Below are 17322 nucleotides of genomic sequence, written 5' to 3' on the forward strand. Positions count from 1 at the left end.
ATGAAAATCGCGACAAAGAGGACGGAAATGAAAAAATTGAGCGCCAGTAGTGGCCAGCCAGAGTCCGTCTTGGCTCTATTGAGTTTCTGCCAAGTTGTTCGTGGTATTTCAGTGGGATATGAGCTAAATCGGCGCTTAAGTTCTTCTACGAAAGATCGCTGCGTCATGGGGGTCATGGAACAGTTGAAGACAGCGTCTGGGCAAGCCCATGCTGAGGTCTCAATGCCCGAGTCAAGGTGCGGGTTTGCCCTCCGCCCCCACCCTTATCAAGTCCGATCGTGGGGGACTGCCGACGTCAGCTCATCGGCTCTACGCTCCGACTGATCGTCCGTTGCGATCCGGCGTTGACCCTCGCTGTTCGCCCTTGTTGATGTCAGCCCCTGATGTCAGACGTCGTCCATGCTCCCTGGGCCTGCGACGCAATTCCCGGCCCCGTCCACTAGGTAGATGACGTCACGGGTGCCCACTGCGTCCGCCTTGCCGGGCTCGGGGTCGATGACCGGGCAAACCGACTCGACGCCTCGGACGACAATCTTGTACGTCACAGGCCATGCGCGTTCTTCGGTCCACCCAAAGTATTCACCGCCGCCCTCGCCCGGTGTTCGGTCGGGATCTCCCTCGACCACAGCACCGCGCTCTCCGCACGGCGGACAACCGACCACGCGGGCATCCCAGGCCGACTCATTGACCACCCGCACCGGCAGTCCTTCATCGTCGGAACTGCTGCACCCCGTCACGGAGAAGGCCGCGAGGCCCAGCGCGACCAGCAGCGAAATACGCGGTCGTTTCATGCTCAGGCAGGACGCGATGTTGGGACTGCCTGGCTTCAAAGGTCGCATGCCCGGACTCCCCCGTGATCATGGATCGGTCTCGGGTCATCGCAGGTCATAGACCTGATGGGCAACGGTCCAAGACCGTTGTCCGGTCTAACCTGGGGCACGGCCGGTGGGGCGGGGGTGTAGTTCCGCTGGTCGCGGAAAATGGCTGAGTCACTCCGACCAGTCGGCGCCCCTCGATGCGAACTACGGGCGGGGCGCTTGCTGAGGTCTGCCGAGCTGCTCAGGCAGGCTGTGAGCGGCTCGCACTGCCCCGTAGTCTCGGGTCCGACCACATGGCAAGGGCGGGGGGCGTTTACGCGATGGCGAAGAAGCCGGTACGTGCGGCACTGGGCGACGTCTGGCTCAACTGCCAGGTCTGCCAAGGAGATCTGTTCCGAGAGCGGGGTGTCCTGCTCAACAGCTCCGGTATGGAGTTCATGAAGTTGGCCTGGGCTGATGAGAACGCCACGGGCCTGATCTGCTGGCGCTGCGGTTACGTGCACCTCTTCGTCAACAAGGACATCAAGCTCTACCGAGCGGACAAGTAGCTGAGGTCGGCTTTGGTCGCTTCAGCCGACTTCCCCGCGACCCGCCCCAACCCACCACTCACGGCCGGCACTCGCGGACGGCATCCCCTCCATCTCGGAGCCTGAGCGCCCCCGCCGGAGGCTCGTTCTGCGCGGGCCCTTGATGGGGGGGAGAACATCAACGCGCTCAGCGAGTTCCTGGGACACCATGATCCCGGCTTCACGCCGCGTACGTACACGCACCTGATGCCGTCGAGCGGGACCCGTACCCGGGCCGCCGTCGATCGCGTCTTCAGAGACGGTGAACCTGCGGATGACGGCCCCGAGACGGCCAGGGCAGTGGATAGGGCGCTGACCTGCGGCTATCTCAGTAGCCGAAGTCCTGCGTCCACCAGGGGCCGCCGGTGCCGAGGTGCACACCCACGCCCAGGGTCTTGAAGTCGCAGTTCAGAATGTTGGCGCGGTGGCCGGGGCTGTTCATCCAGGCCTCCATGACGGCGGCGGCGTCGGCCTGGCCGCGGGCTATGTTCTCGCCGCCGAGGCTGGTGATCCCGGACTTGGCCGCCCGGTCCCAGGGGCTGAGCCCGCTCGGGTCGGTGTGGTCGAAGAAGTCGCGCGCGGCCATGTCCTCGCTGAAGGCCTGGGCGAGGTCGGACAGGGCGCTGCTCGCCGCCACCGGACTGCAGCCGACCTTGGCCCGCTCGTCGTTGACCAGCTTGAGCACCTCGGTCTCGGCCGCCGTTTGGGCGGAGACGTCGACCGGAGCGGTGGTCTTGGGCGCCTTGGTCTTCGAGGCCTGACCTGGCGGAGTCGCGGGCTTGTTCGCGTTGGCGGACTTGCCCGGCTTGGTGGTGGTGGGCTCCTGGGAGGGTGCCGTCGTCGGCGCGGCCGGCGAGGTCACGGGAGCGGTCGACGCCGAAGCCGAGGGCGACGCGGCGCGGTCGGCGTCACGGCTCGTCGACGTGCCCTCGCGGCCGTCCGCGCTCGCGCTGCCCGACGTACCGCCCTGCTGGGTCTCCTGACTGGACGGGGACCCCACGGCCTGCACGTTGTCGGAGTTGTTGCTGCCACCACCGAGCGAGTAGTTCTCGGTGCCGGGCAGCACGCCGGAGGCGACGGCCACGGTGCCCAGTGCCACGGCCGCGGAGACGCCGAGCAGACCCGTGCGTACCGGCGTCGCGGTCTTCCGCTTGCGGTGCGAGCGGGCAGCGGCGGTCGGCGGGAGGTCGGCGACGGCGGCGTAGCCGTACAGGTTCTCCGGGCCGTAACTTTCCGTAAGGGGTCCGTGGTTCTCCGTAACCCCTGTGGCGCGGCCCGTGGCGGCGCGGCCGACGGCGGAGCGTCCGTGGCGTCCCATCTCCTGGCCTTCCTCGTTCCTGGTCAGCGTCCCTCACTCAAAAGAGTGAGTTTCATATGAGACTCATTGGGTCGGGACGGTACCGCATGGCGGGAGGGGAGGAAGTGCTGCGAGAGACTTTGTCCGGTTAGCGTGCACCCATGAACGAGGTTGTGCGGCTGGTCGTCTGGGTGCGCGGGCGGGTCCAAGGTGTGGGTTTCCGCTGGTTCACCCGGGCCAAGGCGCTGGAGATCGGCGGCCTGAGTGGCTTTGCTCTCAATTTGGACGACGGACGGGTCCAGGTTGTCGCGGAAGGAACCCGGTCCGGATGCCAGGGTCTGCTCGACTGGCTCCAGGGGGACGACACACCCGGGCGTGTGGACGGAGTCACTGAGATCTGGGACACGCCCCGGGGGATCTACGACGGCTTCGCGATCCGGTGACGGCGACGTGCGCAACGGCCCTGGCGGAAGCGGTATGGCATGCCACCGGCACCTGCCAGAAGCAGAAATGACCTGGTGGTTGCCAAGAACGGCTCGGCGTGGCAGGCTCCGCAGAGAAGGATGATCTCCACGCCCCCCGGGTCTTGCAGGAGTCGCAGCGCAGCCGTCCGAAGGGCCGCGCGACAGCGGGTTGCCCGCCAATACGGGGCGTGATCGTGTTGACCGTCAAACTTTTTGGTGAGACGCTGAAAGCCCCGCGCACCTTAGCTGTTTGGCATGTGGAACCGCAGCAAAAATTTAGTAAGTGTCAAGCATCGCGGGTGCGATTCCCTCACGACCCACACCGCTTCGGTCGGTCACTCAGTGTGGAGGACCATCCATCATGGCAAAGGCGCTTCTCGGTTACGTCGGCGGTTCCGACCCGCGACTCATCGCCGAGATGCGACGGCTCCAGCAGCGTGTACAGGACCTCGAATCCGAGCTCGTACGGATTCAGGCCGAGAACGACGCGCTCGCGGCTGCCGCTTCTCACGACTCGCTTCTCGAGAGCATCGACGTACCCCAGGCGGAGCCTGCGCTCACCTGATCACTGCACCGCACTACGACAGCAGTGGTTGGGCTGCCCGTGTCAACCGCTAAGTTGTCAGTTGTCAGAATTGCAAGGGACGCCTCTTCGGCGTCCCTTCTTCTTTCCCCCGCGTGCCCTCCCACTCTCTTTAACGTCTGGTGTGCCCTGCACGTTCATGGGTGAAACCGTGGGTTCATGGAGTGAGACCAGCCCGAAAGGTAGAGTCCGGCGGCGTGCACCTCAAGGCCCTGACCCTGCGCGGGTTCAAGTCGTTCGCCTCGGCGACCACGCTGCGGTTCGAGCCGGGCATCACCTGTGTCGTGGGCCCCAATGGTTCGGGCAAGTCCAATGTCGTGGACGCCCTGAGCTGGGTCATGGGTGAGCAGGGGGCCAAGTCGCTGCGTGGCGGCAAGATGGAGGACGTCATCTTCGCCGGCACCACCGGGCGGCCGCCGCTCGGCCGGGCCGAGGTGTCCCTGACCATCGACAACTCCGACGGGGCGCTGCCCATCGAGTACGCCGAGGTCACCATCACGCGGATCATGTTCCGCAACGGCGGCAGCGAGTACCAGATCAACGGTGACACCTGCCGTCTCCTCGACATCCAGGAACTGCTGTCCGACTCCGGCATCGGCCGCGAGATGCACGTCATCGTCGGTCAGGGCCAGCTCGACTCCGTCCTGCACGCCGACCCGATGGGCCGCCGCGCGTTCATCGAGGAGGCGGCGGGCGTCCTCAAGCACCGCAAGCGCAAGGAGAAGGCGCTGCGGAAACTGGACGCGATGCAGGCGAACCTGGCCCGCGTCCAGGACCTCACCGACGAACTGCGCCGCCAGCTCAAGCCACTGGGCCGGCAGGCCGCCGTCGCCCGTCGCGCCGCCGTCATCCAGGCCGACCTGCGCGACGCCCGTCTGCGCCTCCTCGCCGACGATCTCGTACGACTGCGACAGGCGCTCCAGTCCGAGATCGCCGACGAGGCCGCGCTCAAGCAACGCAAGGAAACCGCCGAGGCCGAACTGAAGAAGGCGCTCCAGCGGGAGGCGCTCCTGGAGGACGAGGTCCGGCAGCTCACGCCCCGGCTCCAGCGCGCCCAGCAGACCTGGTACGAGCTCTCGCAGCTCGCCGAGCGGGTGCGCGGCACGATCTCGCTGGCCGACGCGCGGGTGAAGAGCGCCACTTCGGCGCCCGCCGAGGAGCGGCGCGGGCGCGACCCCGAGGACATGGAGCGCGAGGCGGCGCGGATCCGTGAGCAGGAGGCCGAGCTCGAAGCGGCCCTCGAGGCGGCCGAGCACGCCTTGGAGGACACGGTCGCGCACCGGGCCGAACTGGAGCGCGAGCTCGCCGTCGAGGAGCGCCGCCTCAAGGACGTGGCCCGCGCCATCGCCGACCGCCGTGAGGGCCTGGCCCGCCTCAACGGCCAGGTCAACGCAGCCCGTTCGCGGGCTGCCTCCGCCCAGGCCGAGATCGACCGGCTCGCCGTCGCCCGGGACGAGGCGCAGGAGCGGGCGTTCGCCGCGCAGGAGGAGTACGAGCAGCTGAAGGCCGAGGTCGACGGCCTGGACGCGGGCGACGCGGAACTGACGGAGCGGCACGAGGCGGCCAAGCGGGCGCTGTCCGAGGCGGAGGCCGCGCTGAGCGCCGCCCGTGAGGCGGCCACGTCGGCCGAACGCAGGCGCGCCGCCACCCAGGCCCGCCACGAGGCCCTCGCCCTCGGTCTGCGCCGCAAGGACGGCACGGGGGCGCTCCTGGGGGCCAGGGACCGCCTCACGGGGCTCCTCGGGCCCGCGGCCGAGCTGCTGTCCGTCACCCCCGGCCACGAGGTCGCGCTCGCCGCCGCCTTCGGCGCCGCGGCGGACGCCATCGCGGTCACCACCCCCGCCTCGGCCGCCGAAGCCATCCGCCTGCTGCGCAAGCAGGACGCCGGCCGTGCGGCCCTGCTGCTGGCCGGGGCTCCGGAGGAGGCGGGGACACACGAGACCAAGGGCATCGACGGCGGCGGGCAGTACCGGGCGGCGGGCGGCATCGCTTCCGGTGCGGTGCCCGTCGGCGGTCACCCCGACGGGCGTGAGGCATCCGGCGGCGCGGGCCCCTCCGTGGCCTCTCTGGACGGCGTGACCCCAAGGGCCGCCTCAGGGGCTCTGCCTGCGAACGCCGCCTCCGGTGACGCAGCGCCGCGGACGGCCCCCACCGGGCCGCCGTACGCCGCCGATCTCGTCCGTGGTCCCGCCGAGCTCATGCCCGCCGTACGGCGGCTGCTGCGCGAGATCGTCGTGGTCGGCACCCTTGAGGACGCCGAGGATCTGGTCTACGCGCGGCCGGAGTTGACCGCGGTCACCGCGGAGGGGGACCTGCTCGGAGCGCACTTCGCGCACGGTGGGTCCGCCGGGGCGCCCAGCCTCCTCGAAGTGCAGGCGTCCGTGGACGAGGCGGCTGCCGAGCTCGAGGAGCTCGCCGTGCGGTGTGAGGAACTCGGCGCGGCGCAGCACCGGGCCGCCGAGGAGCGGGGGGAGCGGGCCGCGCTCGTCGAGGAGCTGGGGGAGCGGCGGCGGGCCGCCGAGCGCGAGAAGTCGTCCGTGGCGCAGCAGTTGGGGCGGCTGGCCGGGCAGGCGCGCGGCGCGGCCGGGGAGGCCGAGCGGAGCACCGCCGCCGCGGCGCGGGCGCAGGAGGCGCTCGACCGGGCCGTGGAGGAGGCCGAGGAGCTGGCGGAGCGGCTCGCCGTGGCCGAGGAGATGCCCGTCGAGGAGGAGCCCGACACGGCCGTGCGGGATCGGCTCGCCGCGGACGGCGCCAACGCGCGGCAGACCGAGATGGAGGCCCGGCTCCAGGTGCGTACGCACGAGGAGCGGGTGAAGGGGCTCGCGGGACGGGCCGACGGGCTCGACCGGGCCGCGCGGGCGGAGCGTGAGGCACGCGCGCGTGCGGAGCAGCGGCGGGCCCGGCTGCGGCACGAGGCTGCGGTCGCCGAGGCCGTCGCCTCCGGAGCGCGGCAACTTCTGGCGCACGTCGAGGTGTCGCTGCGCCGGGCCGAGGAGGAGCGCACCGCCGCCGACGCGGCCAAGGCCCGCCGTGAGCGGGATCTTGTCGCCGCGCGCAACGAAGGCCGCGATCTCAAGGCGGAGCTCGACAAACTCACGGATTCGGTTCACCGCGGCGAGGTACTCGGCGCCGAGAAGCGGCTGCGGATAGAGCAGCTGGAGACGAAGGCGCTGGAGGAGCTCGGTGTCGAACCGGCGGGGCTTGTCGCGGACTACGGTCCGGGCCAGCTCGTGCCGCCCTCGCTCCCCGCCGAGGGCGAGGAACTGCCCGAGGACCCGGAGCACCCGCGCAACCAGCCCCGGCCCTTCCACCGTGCCGAGCAGGAGCGACGTCTCAAGTCGGCCGAGCGGGCCTACGCGCAGCTGGGGAAGGTCAATCCGCTGGCGTTGGAGGAGTTCGCCGCGTTGGAGGAGCGTCACAAGTTCCTCAGCGAGCAGCTGGAGGACCTCAAGAAGACGCGGGCCGATCTGCTGCAGGTGGTGAAGGAGGTCGACGAACGCGTCGAACAGGTCTTCACCGAGGCGTACCGGGACACCGCGCGCGAGTTCGAGGGTGTCTTCAGCAGGCTGTTCCCGGGAGGGGACGGGCGACTGATCCTGACCGACCCCGACAACATGCTCACCACGGGCGTGGACGTCGAGGCACGGCCCCCCGGCAAGAAGGTGAAGCGGCTGTCCCTGCTGTCCGGTGGGGAGAGGTCTCTGACCGCCGTCGCGCTCCTTGTGTCGATCTTCAAGGCGCGGCCCAGTCCGTTCTATGTCATGGACGAGGTGGAGGCGGCGCTCGACGACACCAACCTGCAGCGGCTGATCCGGATCATGCAGGAGCTGCAGGAGGCCTCGCAGCTGATCGTGATCACGCACCAGAAGCGGACGATGGAGGTCGCCGACGCGCTGTACGGCGTCTCCATGCAGGGCGACGGTGTGTCGAAGGTCATCAGCCAGCGGCTCCGCTAGATGCGTGTAGTGCACACCGGTCGTGACCTGGGCTTCTAGTTGAGTTCAAGTAGTGAACACGCGATGACCGCTTGGGTGCGAAAAATTCACAGCTGCTGAACTGTTGACTTCGAAACTTGAAGGCATAGTCTCTGCAACGTTGCTTTTACCTTCAGGTGGTGGGGGCTGCGAAGTTATGCGCCACTGGTACCACCACCGAAGGGCTTGCCCCCACACCCCCGGCAGCGAGGCCGGGTGGCCCGAGGAGTTACACGTGACCAGCACCGCGCAGGCGCCCCAACCAGGAGCCAGGACGGCTCACCCCGAACATCTCGGGCATGTCATCTTCATCGCGGCGGCGGCCGCAATGGGCGGCTTCCTGTTCGGTTACGACAGCGCCGTGATCAACGGCGCCGTCGAGGCGATCCGAAGCCGCTACGACATCGGCTCGGCGACCCTGGCCCAGGTCATCGCCATCGCGCTGATCGGCTGCGCCATCGGCGCCGCGACCGCGGGCCGCATAGCCGACCGCATCGGCCGCATCCGATGCATGCAGATCTCCGCCGTCCTCTTCACGGTCAGCGCCGTCGGTTCCGCGCTGCCGTTCGCGCTGTGGGACCTCGCCTTCTGGCGCATCATCGGCGGATTCGCCATCGGTATGGCCTCCGTCATCGGCCCCGCCTACATCGCCGAGGTCTCCCCGGCCGCGTACCGCGGACGCCTGGGCTCCTTCCAGCAGGCCGCGATCGTCGTCGGCATCGCCATCTCGCAGCTGGTCAACTGGGGCATCCTGAACGCCGCCGGCGGCGACCAGCGCGGCAAGCTGATGGGCGTCGAGGCCTGGCAGGTCATGCTCGGTGTCATGGTCATCCCGGCCGTCCTCTACGGTCTGCTCTCCTTCGCGATCCCCGAGTCGCCGCGCTTCCTGATCTCCGTGGGCAAGGAAGACCGCGCCCGTGAGGTGCTCAAGGAGGTCGAGGGCGACAAGATCGATCTGCAGGCCCGCGTCGCCGAGATCGAGCACGCCATGAAGAGCGAGCACAAGTCGACCTTCAAGGACCTGCTCGGCGGCAGCTTCTTCTTCAAGCCGATCGTCTGGGTCGGCATCGGCCTCTCGGTCTTCCAGCAGTTCGTCGGCATCAACGTCGCGTTCTACTACTCATCGACGCTGTGGCAGTCGGTCGGCGTCGACCCCTCGGAGTCGTTCTTCTACTCGTTCACGACGTCGATCATCAACATCATCGGCACCGTGATCGCGATGATCTTCGTGGACCGGATCGGCCGCAAGCCGCTGGCCCTCATCGGTTCCGTCGGTATGGTCATCGGTCTCGGGCTCGAGGCCTGGGCCTTCTCGTACGACCTCGTGGACGGCAAGCTGCCGGCGACACAGGGCTGGGTCGCCCTCATCGCCGCGCATGTCTTCGTCCTCTTCTTCGCCCTGTCCTGGGGTGTCGTGGTCTGGGTCTTCCTCGGCGAGATGTTCCCGAACCGGATCCGCGCCGCCGCCCTTGGCGTCGCCGCCTCCGCGCAGTGGATCGCCAACTGGGCCATCACCGCGAGCTTCCCGTCGCTGGCCGACTGGAACCTCTCCGCGACCTACGTGATCTACACGATCTTCGCCGCGCTCTCCATCCCCTTCGTGCTCAAGTACGTGAAGGAGACCAAGGGCAAGACGCTGGAGGAAATGGGCTGAGCCTCCTGAAGAGGCCCCGAGACTCGAGGAGAAGGGCCAAGTCCCCGCTGCCCCTCTCCTCGTACCCGTAAGACGTACTGCCCCGGCTCAATCCCCGAGCCGGGGCAGTACGTCTTCGCAGAACAGGTGCAGGCTGCGCCAGCCCTCGTCGATCGGCATCCCGCCGGACAGCGGGTGCAGCACATGGTTGTCGAGACCCTGCGCCACGCACTGGTCGGGGGTCAGGATCCGGTACACGCCCTCCGCGCGCAGTTCCTCGACCGTCGTGGCAGCCGACTTCACCGCCGAGCGGATGTCACCGGACTGCCAGGAGGCGTACGTCCGTGCCTCGTGCAGGAAGTGCCCGCCGTACTCGGCCCACGCCCGGTCCGGGTCCTCGGCGATGTGCAGCAGCGGGGTCTCGGCGGCGGGCATCATGGTCCAGCCCTCGGTGCCGTACTCGACGAGCCGCTCCTTGTAGTACGCCTCCAGCTCGGGGAGGTGCGCGCTGGGGAAGAAGGGGAGCCCGAGCCGAGCGGCGCGCCGGGCCGCGGCCCTGGACGAGCCGCCGACCAGCAGCAGCGGGTGCGGGTCGGAGAACGGGCGCGGTGTGACCCGTACCGTACGGTCACGGTAGGTGAACTCCTCGCCGGTCCACGCCTTCAGCACGGTCTCCAGGAGCTCGTCCTGGAGTGCCCCGCGCCGCTTCCAGTCGACGTCGAAGAGGGCGTACTCCTCGGGCCGGTAGCCGATGCCGGCGACGGTGACGAGGCGGCCGCCGCTGAGCAGGTCGAGTACGGCGATGTCCTCGGCGAGGCGCAGTGGATCGTGCAGCGGGCCGATGACCGCGGAGACGGTGACCGCGAGGTGCCGGGTCGCTCCGAAGACCGCGCCCGCGAACGCGAACGGCGAGGGCAGCCAGTTGTTGGCGACGCCGTGGTGTTCCTCGGTCTGCACGGTGGTGATGCCGCGGTCGTCGGCGTAGGCGGACATCTCGATGGCCGCCTTGTAGCGGGCGCTCAGCGAGGCGGGGGTGGCGGCGGGGTCGACGAGGTTGAAGCGCACGACGGTTACGGGCATGGAAGCCCCCCTTCGGTGTGGAGGGGGACGGTAGCTGACGGTTCGTCAGACAGCCATAGTCGCGGACCCTTTCGCGGGCTGCGCCACGGGCGCCACCGCGGGCTTCGGCAGCACCGCGTACAGCAGGAAGGAGACCGCGACGGTCGCCACCCAGCCGAGGCCGTACCCGCCGACGGGGTTGTTCGACGCCAGCGGACCGGTGAACCAGTCGGACGTGCTGAACAGCAGGCCCGAGCGCCCACGCGGCGACCGCGTCCGGGCTGAAGCCGCCCCGGTACCAGTAGGCGCTGGTGCGCGTGGTGTCGAGCAGGGCCCCGGCGTCGTACTCCTCGCGGCGCGGCATGTCCGCGCCGAAGACGCCGACCCAGGCCGAGAACGCGAGCGCCAGCAGCGACAGGAACGCGATGAACGAGCCCATGAAGGAGGTCGCCACCAGCATCAGGACGCCGCCGAGGACCAGTGAGATCACGGCGTTGACCGCGACCGCCCGGTGCGCAGGCCGACCAGGGCGATGAGCAGGTAGGCCACCGCGATCCACAGCGGCAGGATCGTGCCGACGCAGGAGACCGGGTCGGCGGCCGAGGCCAGGTGCGGTGTCGAGACGGCCATCACGGCGTCCATCAGGATCAGGGGGAGTGCGACGACGCCGGCGCCCGGCTGATGCCGCCCGCCGCGATCAGCCGACCCCCGTGATCATCAGGGGTGTCGGGACGGCGGGCTGCCCGAAGACCCTGCCCCAGTCCGTGTCCGCGACCAGGTGGCCGGGGACGAGCACGGAGAAGCCGCCGAAAATTGAGTCCGTAGGAGACGGCCAGGGCCGCGCCCATGGTCAGCGACACGTCGATGGTGGCGGCGAGGGCGTGTCACGGTCCACGGCATGGGCCGTGACACGCCCTGAGTACGCTGCGCGCGACCCGTAGGACATGCCCCCACGCGGACAGCGAACGGTCGAGCGGGTGGTCACGCCATACTGGGCTTGTTATGGAAACCGTCATCCTTGCTGTAGTCATCGCCGTGGTCGTGATCGGCGCACTCGGCGGGCTCCTCATCGGCAGTCGCCGCAAGAAGTCGCTGCCCCCGGCGCCCCCCACCACGCCCGACATCACCGCCCCTCCGGCCGAGCCGCACATCGGCGACGAGGCCGAGATCCCGCACGACGAAGAGCGCCGGACGATAGAGGAGGTGGATCTCCCGGACGGCTCGGCCGCGCCGGTCGTCGTCGAGGAACCCCAACCCGTTGTCGAAGTTCCCGCGATCGAGATCCCGGAGCCGACCGCCGGGCGCCTGGTGCGGCTGCGCGCCCGCCTCTCGCGCTCGCAGAACGCGCTCGGCAAGGGGCTGCTCACGCTCCTCTCGCGCGAGCACCTCGACGAGGACACCTGGGAGGAGATCGAGGACACGCTGCTGACCGCCGACGTCGGCGTGCAGCCCACCCAGGAGCTGGTCGAGCGGCTGCGTGAGCGCGTGAAGGTGCTCGGTACGCGGACGCCCGACGAGCTGCGCACCCTGCTGCGCGAGGAGCTGCTGCAGCTTCTCGTCCCCGAGTTCGACCGTACGGTCAAGACCGACTCGAACCTCGACACCCCGGGCATCGTGATGGTCGTCGGTGTCAACGGCACCGGGAAGACCACCACCACCGGCAAGCTCGCCCGCGTCCTCGTCGCCGACGGCAAGCACGTGGTGCTCGGCGCCGCCGACACCTTCCGTGCCGCCGCCGCCGACCAGCTGCAGACCTGGGGCGAGCGCGTGGGTGCCCGTACCGTGCGCGGCCCCGAGGGCGGCGATCCCGCCTCGATCGCCTTCGACGCGGTCAAGGAGGGCATCGAGGAGGGTGCCGACGCAGTCCTCATCGACACGGCCGGACGGCTGCACACCAAGACCGGGCTCATGGACGAGCTCGGCAAGGTCAAGCGTGTCGTCGAGAAGCACGCCCCGCTCGACGAGGTGCTGCTGGTCCTCGACGCCACGACCGGCCAGAACGGTCTGGTGCAGGCCCGCGTCTTCGCCGAGGTCGTCGACATCACCGGCATCGTGCTGACCAAGCTCGACGGCACCGCGAAGGGCGGCATCGTGATCGCGGTCCAGCGCGAGCTGGGGGTGCCGGTCAAGCTGGTGGGTCTGGGCGAGGGCGCGGACGATCTGGCGCCGTTCGAGCCGGAGGCGTTCGTTGACGCCCTTATCGGAGAGTGAACCCCACCTCCCGAGGTTGGTAGGTGGTTCCGGAAGCGTCCGCCCCCGAGGTGCAGTTCGGGGGCGGACGCTTTGCTGTGTACGTCGGTACCGGTATCGGCGTCGTTACGCGCGCGACCGGTGCGCCACGTACGCCAGCGTCCCCAGCAGCAACCGCGCCTGCGGCGGCTTCGTCGCCGAGTCCAGGGCGGGGGAGCGCAGCCAGCGGACCGGACCGAGGCCGGCGCGGTCGGAGGGCGGGGCGGTGACGTACGTACCGGGGCCGAGGCCGTGCAGGTCGAGGGAGGCGTCGTCCCAGCCCATCCGGTAGAGCAGCTCGGGGAGCTCGGCCGCGGCGCCGGGGGCGACGAGGAAGTGGGCGCGGCCGTCCGGCGTCGCGGTGACCGGTCCGGTGGGCAGGCCCATCCGCTCCAGGCGGACGAGCGCCCTGCGCCCGGCGGCCTCGGCGACCTCGATGACGTCGAACGCGCGGCCGACCGGCAGCATCACCGCGGCACCCGGGAAATCGCCCCAGGTCTCGGAGACCTCGTCGAGCGTTGCGCCCGCTTCGAGCACCGGCGCGAAGTCCAGCGGATGCGCCCCCGGCGTGGGGCAGCCGGCCTTGCCGCAGGAGCACGCGCCCGCGGCGGCCCGGGCGCCGGGGACCACGTCCCAGCCCCACAGCCCGGTGAACTCGGCCACCGCGGTGCACTCCGACGAGCGGCCGCGGCGACGGGTGCCGGGCCGGCTTTCGCGCATTCCCCGACTGCTGCCGATCGTGAAGCCCATGCCCCCTCCAACGGGTCCGACGCGTCGACGGTTACGCCATGAACGCGAAACATCACTCAGTGTGTTCAAGTCCCCGGATGTCACGTGGTTGGCGACGCGATCCCGGCGGCGCCCGGAAGCGTCCCGGGTGGTGCACCTGGCGACGTGCGCCCCCGAATGCATCGTTTCGCCACTTCTGGCTGTCCTATGTCAAGTGAATCGCGTACAGGCGATCAGGAGTTCATTCGAAGGGGTGGCGAATGGTGGCGTTTCCGGGATCGCCATGGCTGGACGCGTGATCGTAGGATTACTTTGAGTGCACGAGTCCTGGGGACGTATGCACTCGTGGGTATGCCGGAGGCAAGTCGGCTTCCCGTTCGAAGGGTGAGAACTGCCGGACGCGCGGCCGTATTTACCGGCATTCTGATAGGGCTTGGCGCACGCAGCGTACAAGTGGTCTCAGGGATGGGGGCGTTCCAGTGGGCGGCAACGGCGGAAGCGGTACGAACGCTGACAAGCGCCCGAATGAGCTGTTGGGCTCGTGGTTCGTGCGCAGTGGCTGGTCGAAGGGCGAGCTGGCGCGGCAAGTGAACCGAAGGGCCCGCCAGTTGGGGGCCAACCACATCTCCACGGACACCTCCCGGGTGCGCCGCTGGCTGGACGGCGAGAATCCGCGTGAGCCGATTCCGCGGATCCTGTCCGAGCTGTTCTCCGAGCGGTTCGGCTGTGTGGTCGCCGTTGAGGACCTCGGTCTGCGCGCCGCCCACCAGTCACCGTCCGTGTCGGGTGTCGACCTGCCCTGGACCGGCCCACAGACCGTGGCGCTGATCAGCGAGTACTCGCGCAGTGACCTGATGCTGGCGCGACGTGGCTTCCTCGGCAGCTCGCTGGCCCTCGCCGCGGGCCCCGCCCTCATCGAGCCCATGCAGCGCTGGCTGGTGCCCTCGCCCGCCGCGCCCCAGGAGGAGCCCGAGTCCCCGGCCGCCGCGCGCCGCCCCGGCCGGCTCTCCCAGCCCGAGCTGGACCTCCTGGAGTCGACCACGGTGATGTTCCGCCAGTGGGACGCCCAGTGCGGCGGAGGTCTGCGCCGCAAGGCGGTCGTCGGCCAGCTGCACGAGGTGACCGACCTGCTCCAGGAGCCGCAGCCCGGGGCGACCAGCAAACGCCTGTTCAAGGTCGCCGCCGAGCTGGCCGAGCTGGCGGGCTGGATGAGCTACGACGTGGGACTGCAACCCACCGCGCAGAAGTACTTCGTGCTCGCCCTGCACGCCGCCAAGGAGGCGGGCGACAAGCCGCTGGGCTCGTACATCCTCTCCAGCATGAGCCGCCAGATGATCCACCTCGGCCGGCCCGACGACGCGCTCGAACTCATCCATCTGGCGCAGTACGGAAGCCGTGACTGCGCGAGCCCGCGCACCCAGGCCATGCTGTATGCGATGGAGGCCCGCGCCTACGCGAACATGGGCCAGCCCGGAAAGTGCAAGCGGGCCGTCCGGATGGCCGAGGACAGCTTCGAGGACGTTCACGAGTGGGACGACCCAGACCCCGACTGGATCCGCTTCTTCTCGCTGGCCGAGCTGCACGGCGAGAACTCGCACTCCTACCGCGACCTGGCCTATGTCGCGGGCCGCAGCCCCACGTACGCCTCGCTCGCCGAGCCCCTGATGCAGCAGGCCGTCGACCTCTTCGCCAAGGACGGCGAGCACCAGCGTTCGTACGCACTCAATCTCATCGGCATGGCCACCGTGCACCTGCTGCGGCGCGAGCCCGAGCAGAGTGCGGTATTGGCCAAGGACGCGATGGCGATCGCCAAGAAGGTGCGCTCCGAGCGCGTCAACACTCGTATCCGAAAGACGGTCGACACGGCCGTCCGCGACTTCGGTGACCTCGCCGAGGTCGTGGACCTCACCGAGCAGCTCGCCGCCGACCTTCCCGAGACCGCGGAAGCGGTCTGAGCCCGGGCCGCGGAAGCGGTCCGATCCCAGTACCCCGGCCACGGCCGGTCGTCCCGAACCGCCCGACTCGGCTCCCCCATGCCAGGTCATCGGACGACCAGCCGTGGCCGGTTCGTTTGCCTTCTGGGAAGGTTGCGCCACGATAACGATCGCTCCGCCCGGTATCAGCCAGTTCATGGAGGCGTAACACACGAGGTGCCTTCGTCACTGCGGCGAAACATCGAGGGGCGTCGACGGAAACCGCGCTGCGTCAATCTCATGGCGCATAACCGGCCCACCCCTCATGACCGCTCAGGCTTCGCCCGCACGGGGCCGTACCAACGACGAGGAGACGCCGATGGCACCAGCCATCACGCTAGCCGCAGAAGCTCCCAAGCTCTCGGCCGCCAACACCGGGTTCATGCTCATCTGTTCCGCCCTGGTGCTGATCATGACCCCCGGCCTCGCCTTCTTCTACGGAGGCATGGTCCGTGTCAAGAGCACCCTGAACATGCTGATGATGAGCTTCATCAGCATGGGGATCATCACGATCCTGTGGGTGCTTTACGGCTTCTCCCTCGCCTTCGGCACGGACAAGGGTTCGTTCATCGGCTGGACCTCGGACTGGGTCGGCCTCAGCAACATCGGCCTGACGGAGCTGTGGCCGGGATACACCATCCCGATCTTCGTCTTCATGGTCTTCCAGCTGATGTTCGCCATCATCACGCCCGCGCTGATAAGCGGTGCGCTGGCGGACCGGGTGAAGTTCACGGCGTGGTCGCTGTTCATCGCGCTGTGGGCCACGGTCGTCTACTTCCCGGTCGCGCACTGGGTCTGGGGCACCGGCGGCTGGGCGTTCGACCTCGGCGTGATCGACTTCGCCGGTGGTACGGCGGTCCACATCAACGCGGGTGCCGCGGCGCTCGGCGTGATCCTGGTCATCGGCAAGCGCGTCGGCTTCAAGAAGGACCCGATGCGTCCGCACAGCCTCCCGCTGGTGATGCTCGGCTCCGGTCTGCTGTGGTTCGGCTGGTTCGGATTCAACGCCGGCTCGTGGCTCGGCAACGACGACGGCGTCGGCGCGCTGATGTTCGTCAACACGCAGATCGCCACCGCGGCCGCCATGCTGGCCTGGCTCATCTACGAGAAGATCCGCCACGGCGCGTTCACCACGCTGGGCGCCGCCTCCGGCGCGGTCGCCGGTCTGGTCGCCATCACCCCGTCGGGTGGCGCGGTCTCCCCGCTCGGCGCGATCGCCGTCGGCGCCATCGCCGGTGTCGTGTGCGCCATGGCCGTCGGCCTCAAGTACAAGTTCGGCTACGACGACTCCCTCGACGTGGTCGGCGTGCACCTCGTCGGCGGTGTCATCGGCTCCCTGCTGATCGGCTTCTTCGCCAGCGGCAAGGGCCAGTCCACCGTCGAGGGCCTCTTCTACGGCGGCGGTCTCACCCAGTTCTGGAAGCAGTGCGCCGGTGTCTTCGCCGTCCTCGGCTACTCCCTGGTCGTCTCCGCGATCCTCGCCTTCATCATCGACAAGACGATGGGCATGCGGGTCAGCGAGGACGAGGAGATCGCCGGCATCGACCAGGCCGAGCACGCCGAGACCGCATACGACTTCAGTGGAGCGGGCGGCGGCATCGTCGGCGGCTCGGTTTCCGCCCTCGCGGGTACGGAGAGCAAGAAGGTGGACGCATGAAGCTCATCACCGCCGTCGTGAAGCCCCACCGGCTCGACGAGATCAAGGAGGCCCTGCAGGCCTTCGGGGTGCACGGCCTCACGGTCACCGAGGCCAGCGGCTACGGTCGGCAGCGGGGACACACCGAGGTCTACCGTGGAGCCGAGTACACCGTCGACCTGGTCCCCAAGATCCGCATCGAGGTGCTGGCCGAGGACGACGACGCCGAACAGCTGATCGATGTCGTCGTGAAGGCGGCCCGCACCGGCAAGATCGGTGACGGCAAGGTGTGGTCCATCCCGGTCGAGACGGCCGTCCGGGTCCGGACCGGCGAGCGCGGCCCGGACGCGCTCTAAACAGA

The 17322-nt window shown here is 69.1% G+C and carries 13 protein-coding genes and 1 pseudogene; 9 read left to right on the forward strand and 5 right to left on the reverse strand.

All coding sequences use genetic code 11. The features are described 5' to 3' along the window. Positions 1-386: 386 nt before the first annotated feature. A complete protein-coding gene (locus tag OG798_RS36655; protein ID WP_328758339.1) occupies positions 387-839 on the reverse strand; it encodes a hypothetical protein in 453 nt (150 codons plus the stop codon). Positions 840-1138: 299 nt separating this feature from the next. Here OG798_RS36655 and OG798_RS36660 point away from each other — a divergent pair, with 299 nt between their 5' ends. After that, positions 1139-1366, forward strand: coding sequence for a hypothetical protein (locus tag OG798_RS36660; RefSeq protein ID WP_121414916.1), 228 nt, complete (start codon positions 1139-1141; stop codon positions 1364-1366). 346 nt (positions 1367-1712) lie between these two features. Here the strand turns inward: OG798_RS36660 and OG798_RS36665 are convergent, their stop codons facing one another. After that, positions 1713-2702, reverse strand: coding sequence for a CAP domain-containing protein (locus tag OG798_RS36665; RefSeq protein WP_097224668.1), 990 nt, complete (start codon positions 2700-2702; stop codon positions 1713-1715). A 140-nt stretch (positions 2703-2842) separates the two neighbouring features. Here OG798_RS36665 and OG798_RS36670 point away from each other — a divergent pair, with 140 nt between their 5' ends. The 4 genes from OG798_RS36670 (at position 2843) to OG798_RS36685 (ending at position 9356) form a co-directional block, all read left to right on the forward strand. Then, on the forward strand, positions 2843-3124 hold the full coding sequence (locus OG798_RS36670) for an acylphosphatase (RefSeq protein WP_095852398.1): 282 nt from the start codon (positions 2843-2845) through the stop codon (positions 3122-3124). 382 nt (positions 3125-3506) lie between these two features. Next, a complete protein-coding gene (locus OG798_RS36675) occupies positions 3507-3710 on the forward strand; it encodes a hypothetical protein (protein ID WP_028802434.1) in 204 nt (67 codons plus the stop codon). 215 nt (positions 3711-3925) lie between these two features. After that, the gene (locus OG798_RS36680) at positions 3926-7684 is read left to right on the forward strand and encodes an AAA family ATPase (protein WP_328758340.1); all 3759 of its coding nucleotides are present in this window, start codon (positions 3926-3928) and stop codon (positions 7682-7684) included. Positions 7685-7937: 253 nt separating this feature from the next. Beyond that, complete coding sequence (locus OG798_RS36685) at positions 7938-9356, forward strand: sugar porter family MFS transporter (protein WP_097224666.1); 1419 nt, start codon at positions 7938-7940, stop codon at positions 9354-9356. 87 nt (positions 9357-9443) lie between these two features. On the opposite strand, the gene OG798_RS36690 is transcribed toward OG798_RS36685, so the two are convergent. After that, complete coding sequence (locus tag OG798_RS36690; protein WP_097224665.1) at positions 9444-10415, reverse strand: LLM class flavin-dependent oxidoreductase; 972 nt, start codon at positions 10413-10415, stop codon at positions 9444-9446. 45 nt (positions 10416-10460) lie between these two features. Continuing rightward, positions 10461-11208: pseudogene (locus tag OG798_RS36695) on the reverse strand (cytosine permease); the annotation flags it as partial. 188 nt (positions 11209-11396) lie between these two features. Here OG798_RS36695 and ftsY point away from each other — a divergent pair. Then, positions 11397-12605 (forward strand): signal recognition particle-docking protein FtsY, encoded by a 1209-nt coding sequence (ftsY, locus tag OG798_RS36700; protein ID WP_121414913.1) that lies wholly within the window; start codon positions 11397-11399, stop codon positions 12603-12605. Between the two features lie 105 nt (positions 12606-12710). Here ftsY and OG798_RS36705 read toward each other — a convergent pair whose 3' ends face one another. Continuing rightward, positions 12711-13373: a bifunctional DNA primase/polymerase gene (locus OG798_RS36705; protein ID WP_095852393.1), complete on the reverse strand. Its 663-nt coding sequence runs from the start codon at positions 13371-13373 to the stop codon at positions 12711-12713. A gap of 458 nt (positions 13374-13831) precedes the next feature. On the opposite strand from OG798_RS36705, the gene nsdA reads away from it, so the two are divergent. The 3 genes from nsdA (at position 13832) to OG798_RS36720 (ending at position 17317) form a co-directional block, all read left to right on the forward strand. Beyond that, positions 13832-15307, forward strand: coding sequence for a transcriptional repressor NsdA (gene nsdA, locus OG798_RS36710; protein WP_095852392.1), 1476 nt, complete (start codon positions 13832-13834; stop codon positions 15305-15307). Between the two features lie 337 nt (positions 15308-15644). Beyond that, a complete protein-coding gene (locus OG798_RS36715) occupies positions 15645-16982 on the forward strand; it encodes an ammonium transporter (protein ID WP_095852391.1) in 1338 nt (445 codons plus the stop codon). Further along, positions 16979-17317, forward strand: a complete 339-nt coding sequence (locus OG798_RS36720; RefSeq protein WP_054235369.1) for a P-II family nitrogen regulator — start codon at positions 16979-16981, stop codon at positions 17315-17317. The genes OG798_RS36715 and OG798_RS36720 overlap by 4 nt, the downstream gene beginning before the upstream one ends. Positions 17318-17322 lie beyond the last annotated feature (5 nt).

The organism is Streptomyces sp. NBC_00271, from assembly GCF_036178845.1.
Lineage (GTDB): Bacteria > Actinomycetota > Actinomycetes > Streptomycetales > Streptomycetaceae > Streptomyces.

What these genes read in the sequence shown, in the direction of transcription:
- OG798_RS36720 (WP_054235369.1), top strand. Translation starts at nt 16,979, where the DNA reads ATGAAGCTCATCACCGCCGTCGTGAAGCCCCACCGGCTCGACGAGATC.
- ftsY (WP_121414913.1), top strand. Translation starts at nt 11,397, where the DNA reads ATGGAAACCGTCATCCTTGCTGTAGTCATCGCCGTGGTCGTGATCGGC.
- OG798_RS36670 (WP_095852398.1), top strand. Translation starts at nt 2,843, where the DNA reads ATGAACGAGGTTGTGCGGCTGGTCGTCTGGGTGCGCGGGCGGGTCCAA.
- OG798_RS36690 (WP_097224665.1), bottom strand. Translation starts at nt 10,415, where the DNA reads ATGCCCGTAACCGTCGTGCGCTTCAACCTCGTCGACCCCGCCGCCACC.
- OG798_RS36715 (WP_095852391.1), top strand. Translation starts at nt 15,645, where the DNA reads ATGGCACCAGCCATCACGCTAGCCGCAGAAGCTCCCAAGCTCTCGGCC.
- OG798_RS36665 (WP_097224668.1), bottom strand. Translation starts at nt 2,702, where the DNA reads ATGGGACGCCACGGACGCTCCGCCGTCGGCCGCGCCGCCACGGGCCGC.
- OG798_RS36675 (WP_028802434.1), top strand. Translation starts at nt 3,507, where the DNA reads ATGGCAAAGGCGCTTCTCGGTTACGTCGGCGGTTCCGACCCGCGACTC.
- OG798_RS36705 (WP_095852393.1), bottom strand. Translation starts at nt 13,373, where the DNA reads ATGGGCTTCACGATCGGCAGCAGTCGGGGAATGCGCGAAAGCCGGCCC.
- OG798_RS36655 (WP_328758339.1), bottom strand. Translation starts at nt 839, where the DNA reads ATGCGACCTTTGAAGCCAGGCAGTCCCAACATCGCGTCCTGCCTGAGC.
- OG798_RS36660 (WP_121414916.1), top strand. Translation starts at nt 1,139, where the DNA reads ATGGCGAAGAAGCCGGTACGTGCGGCACTGGGCGACGTCTGGCTCAAC.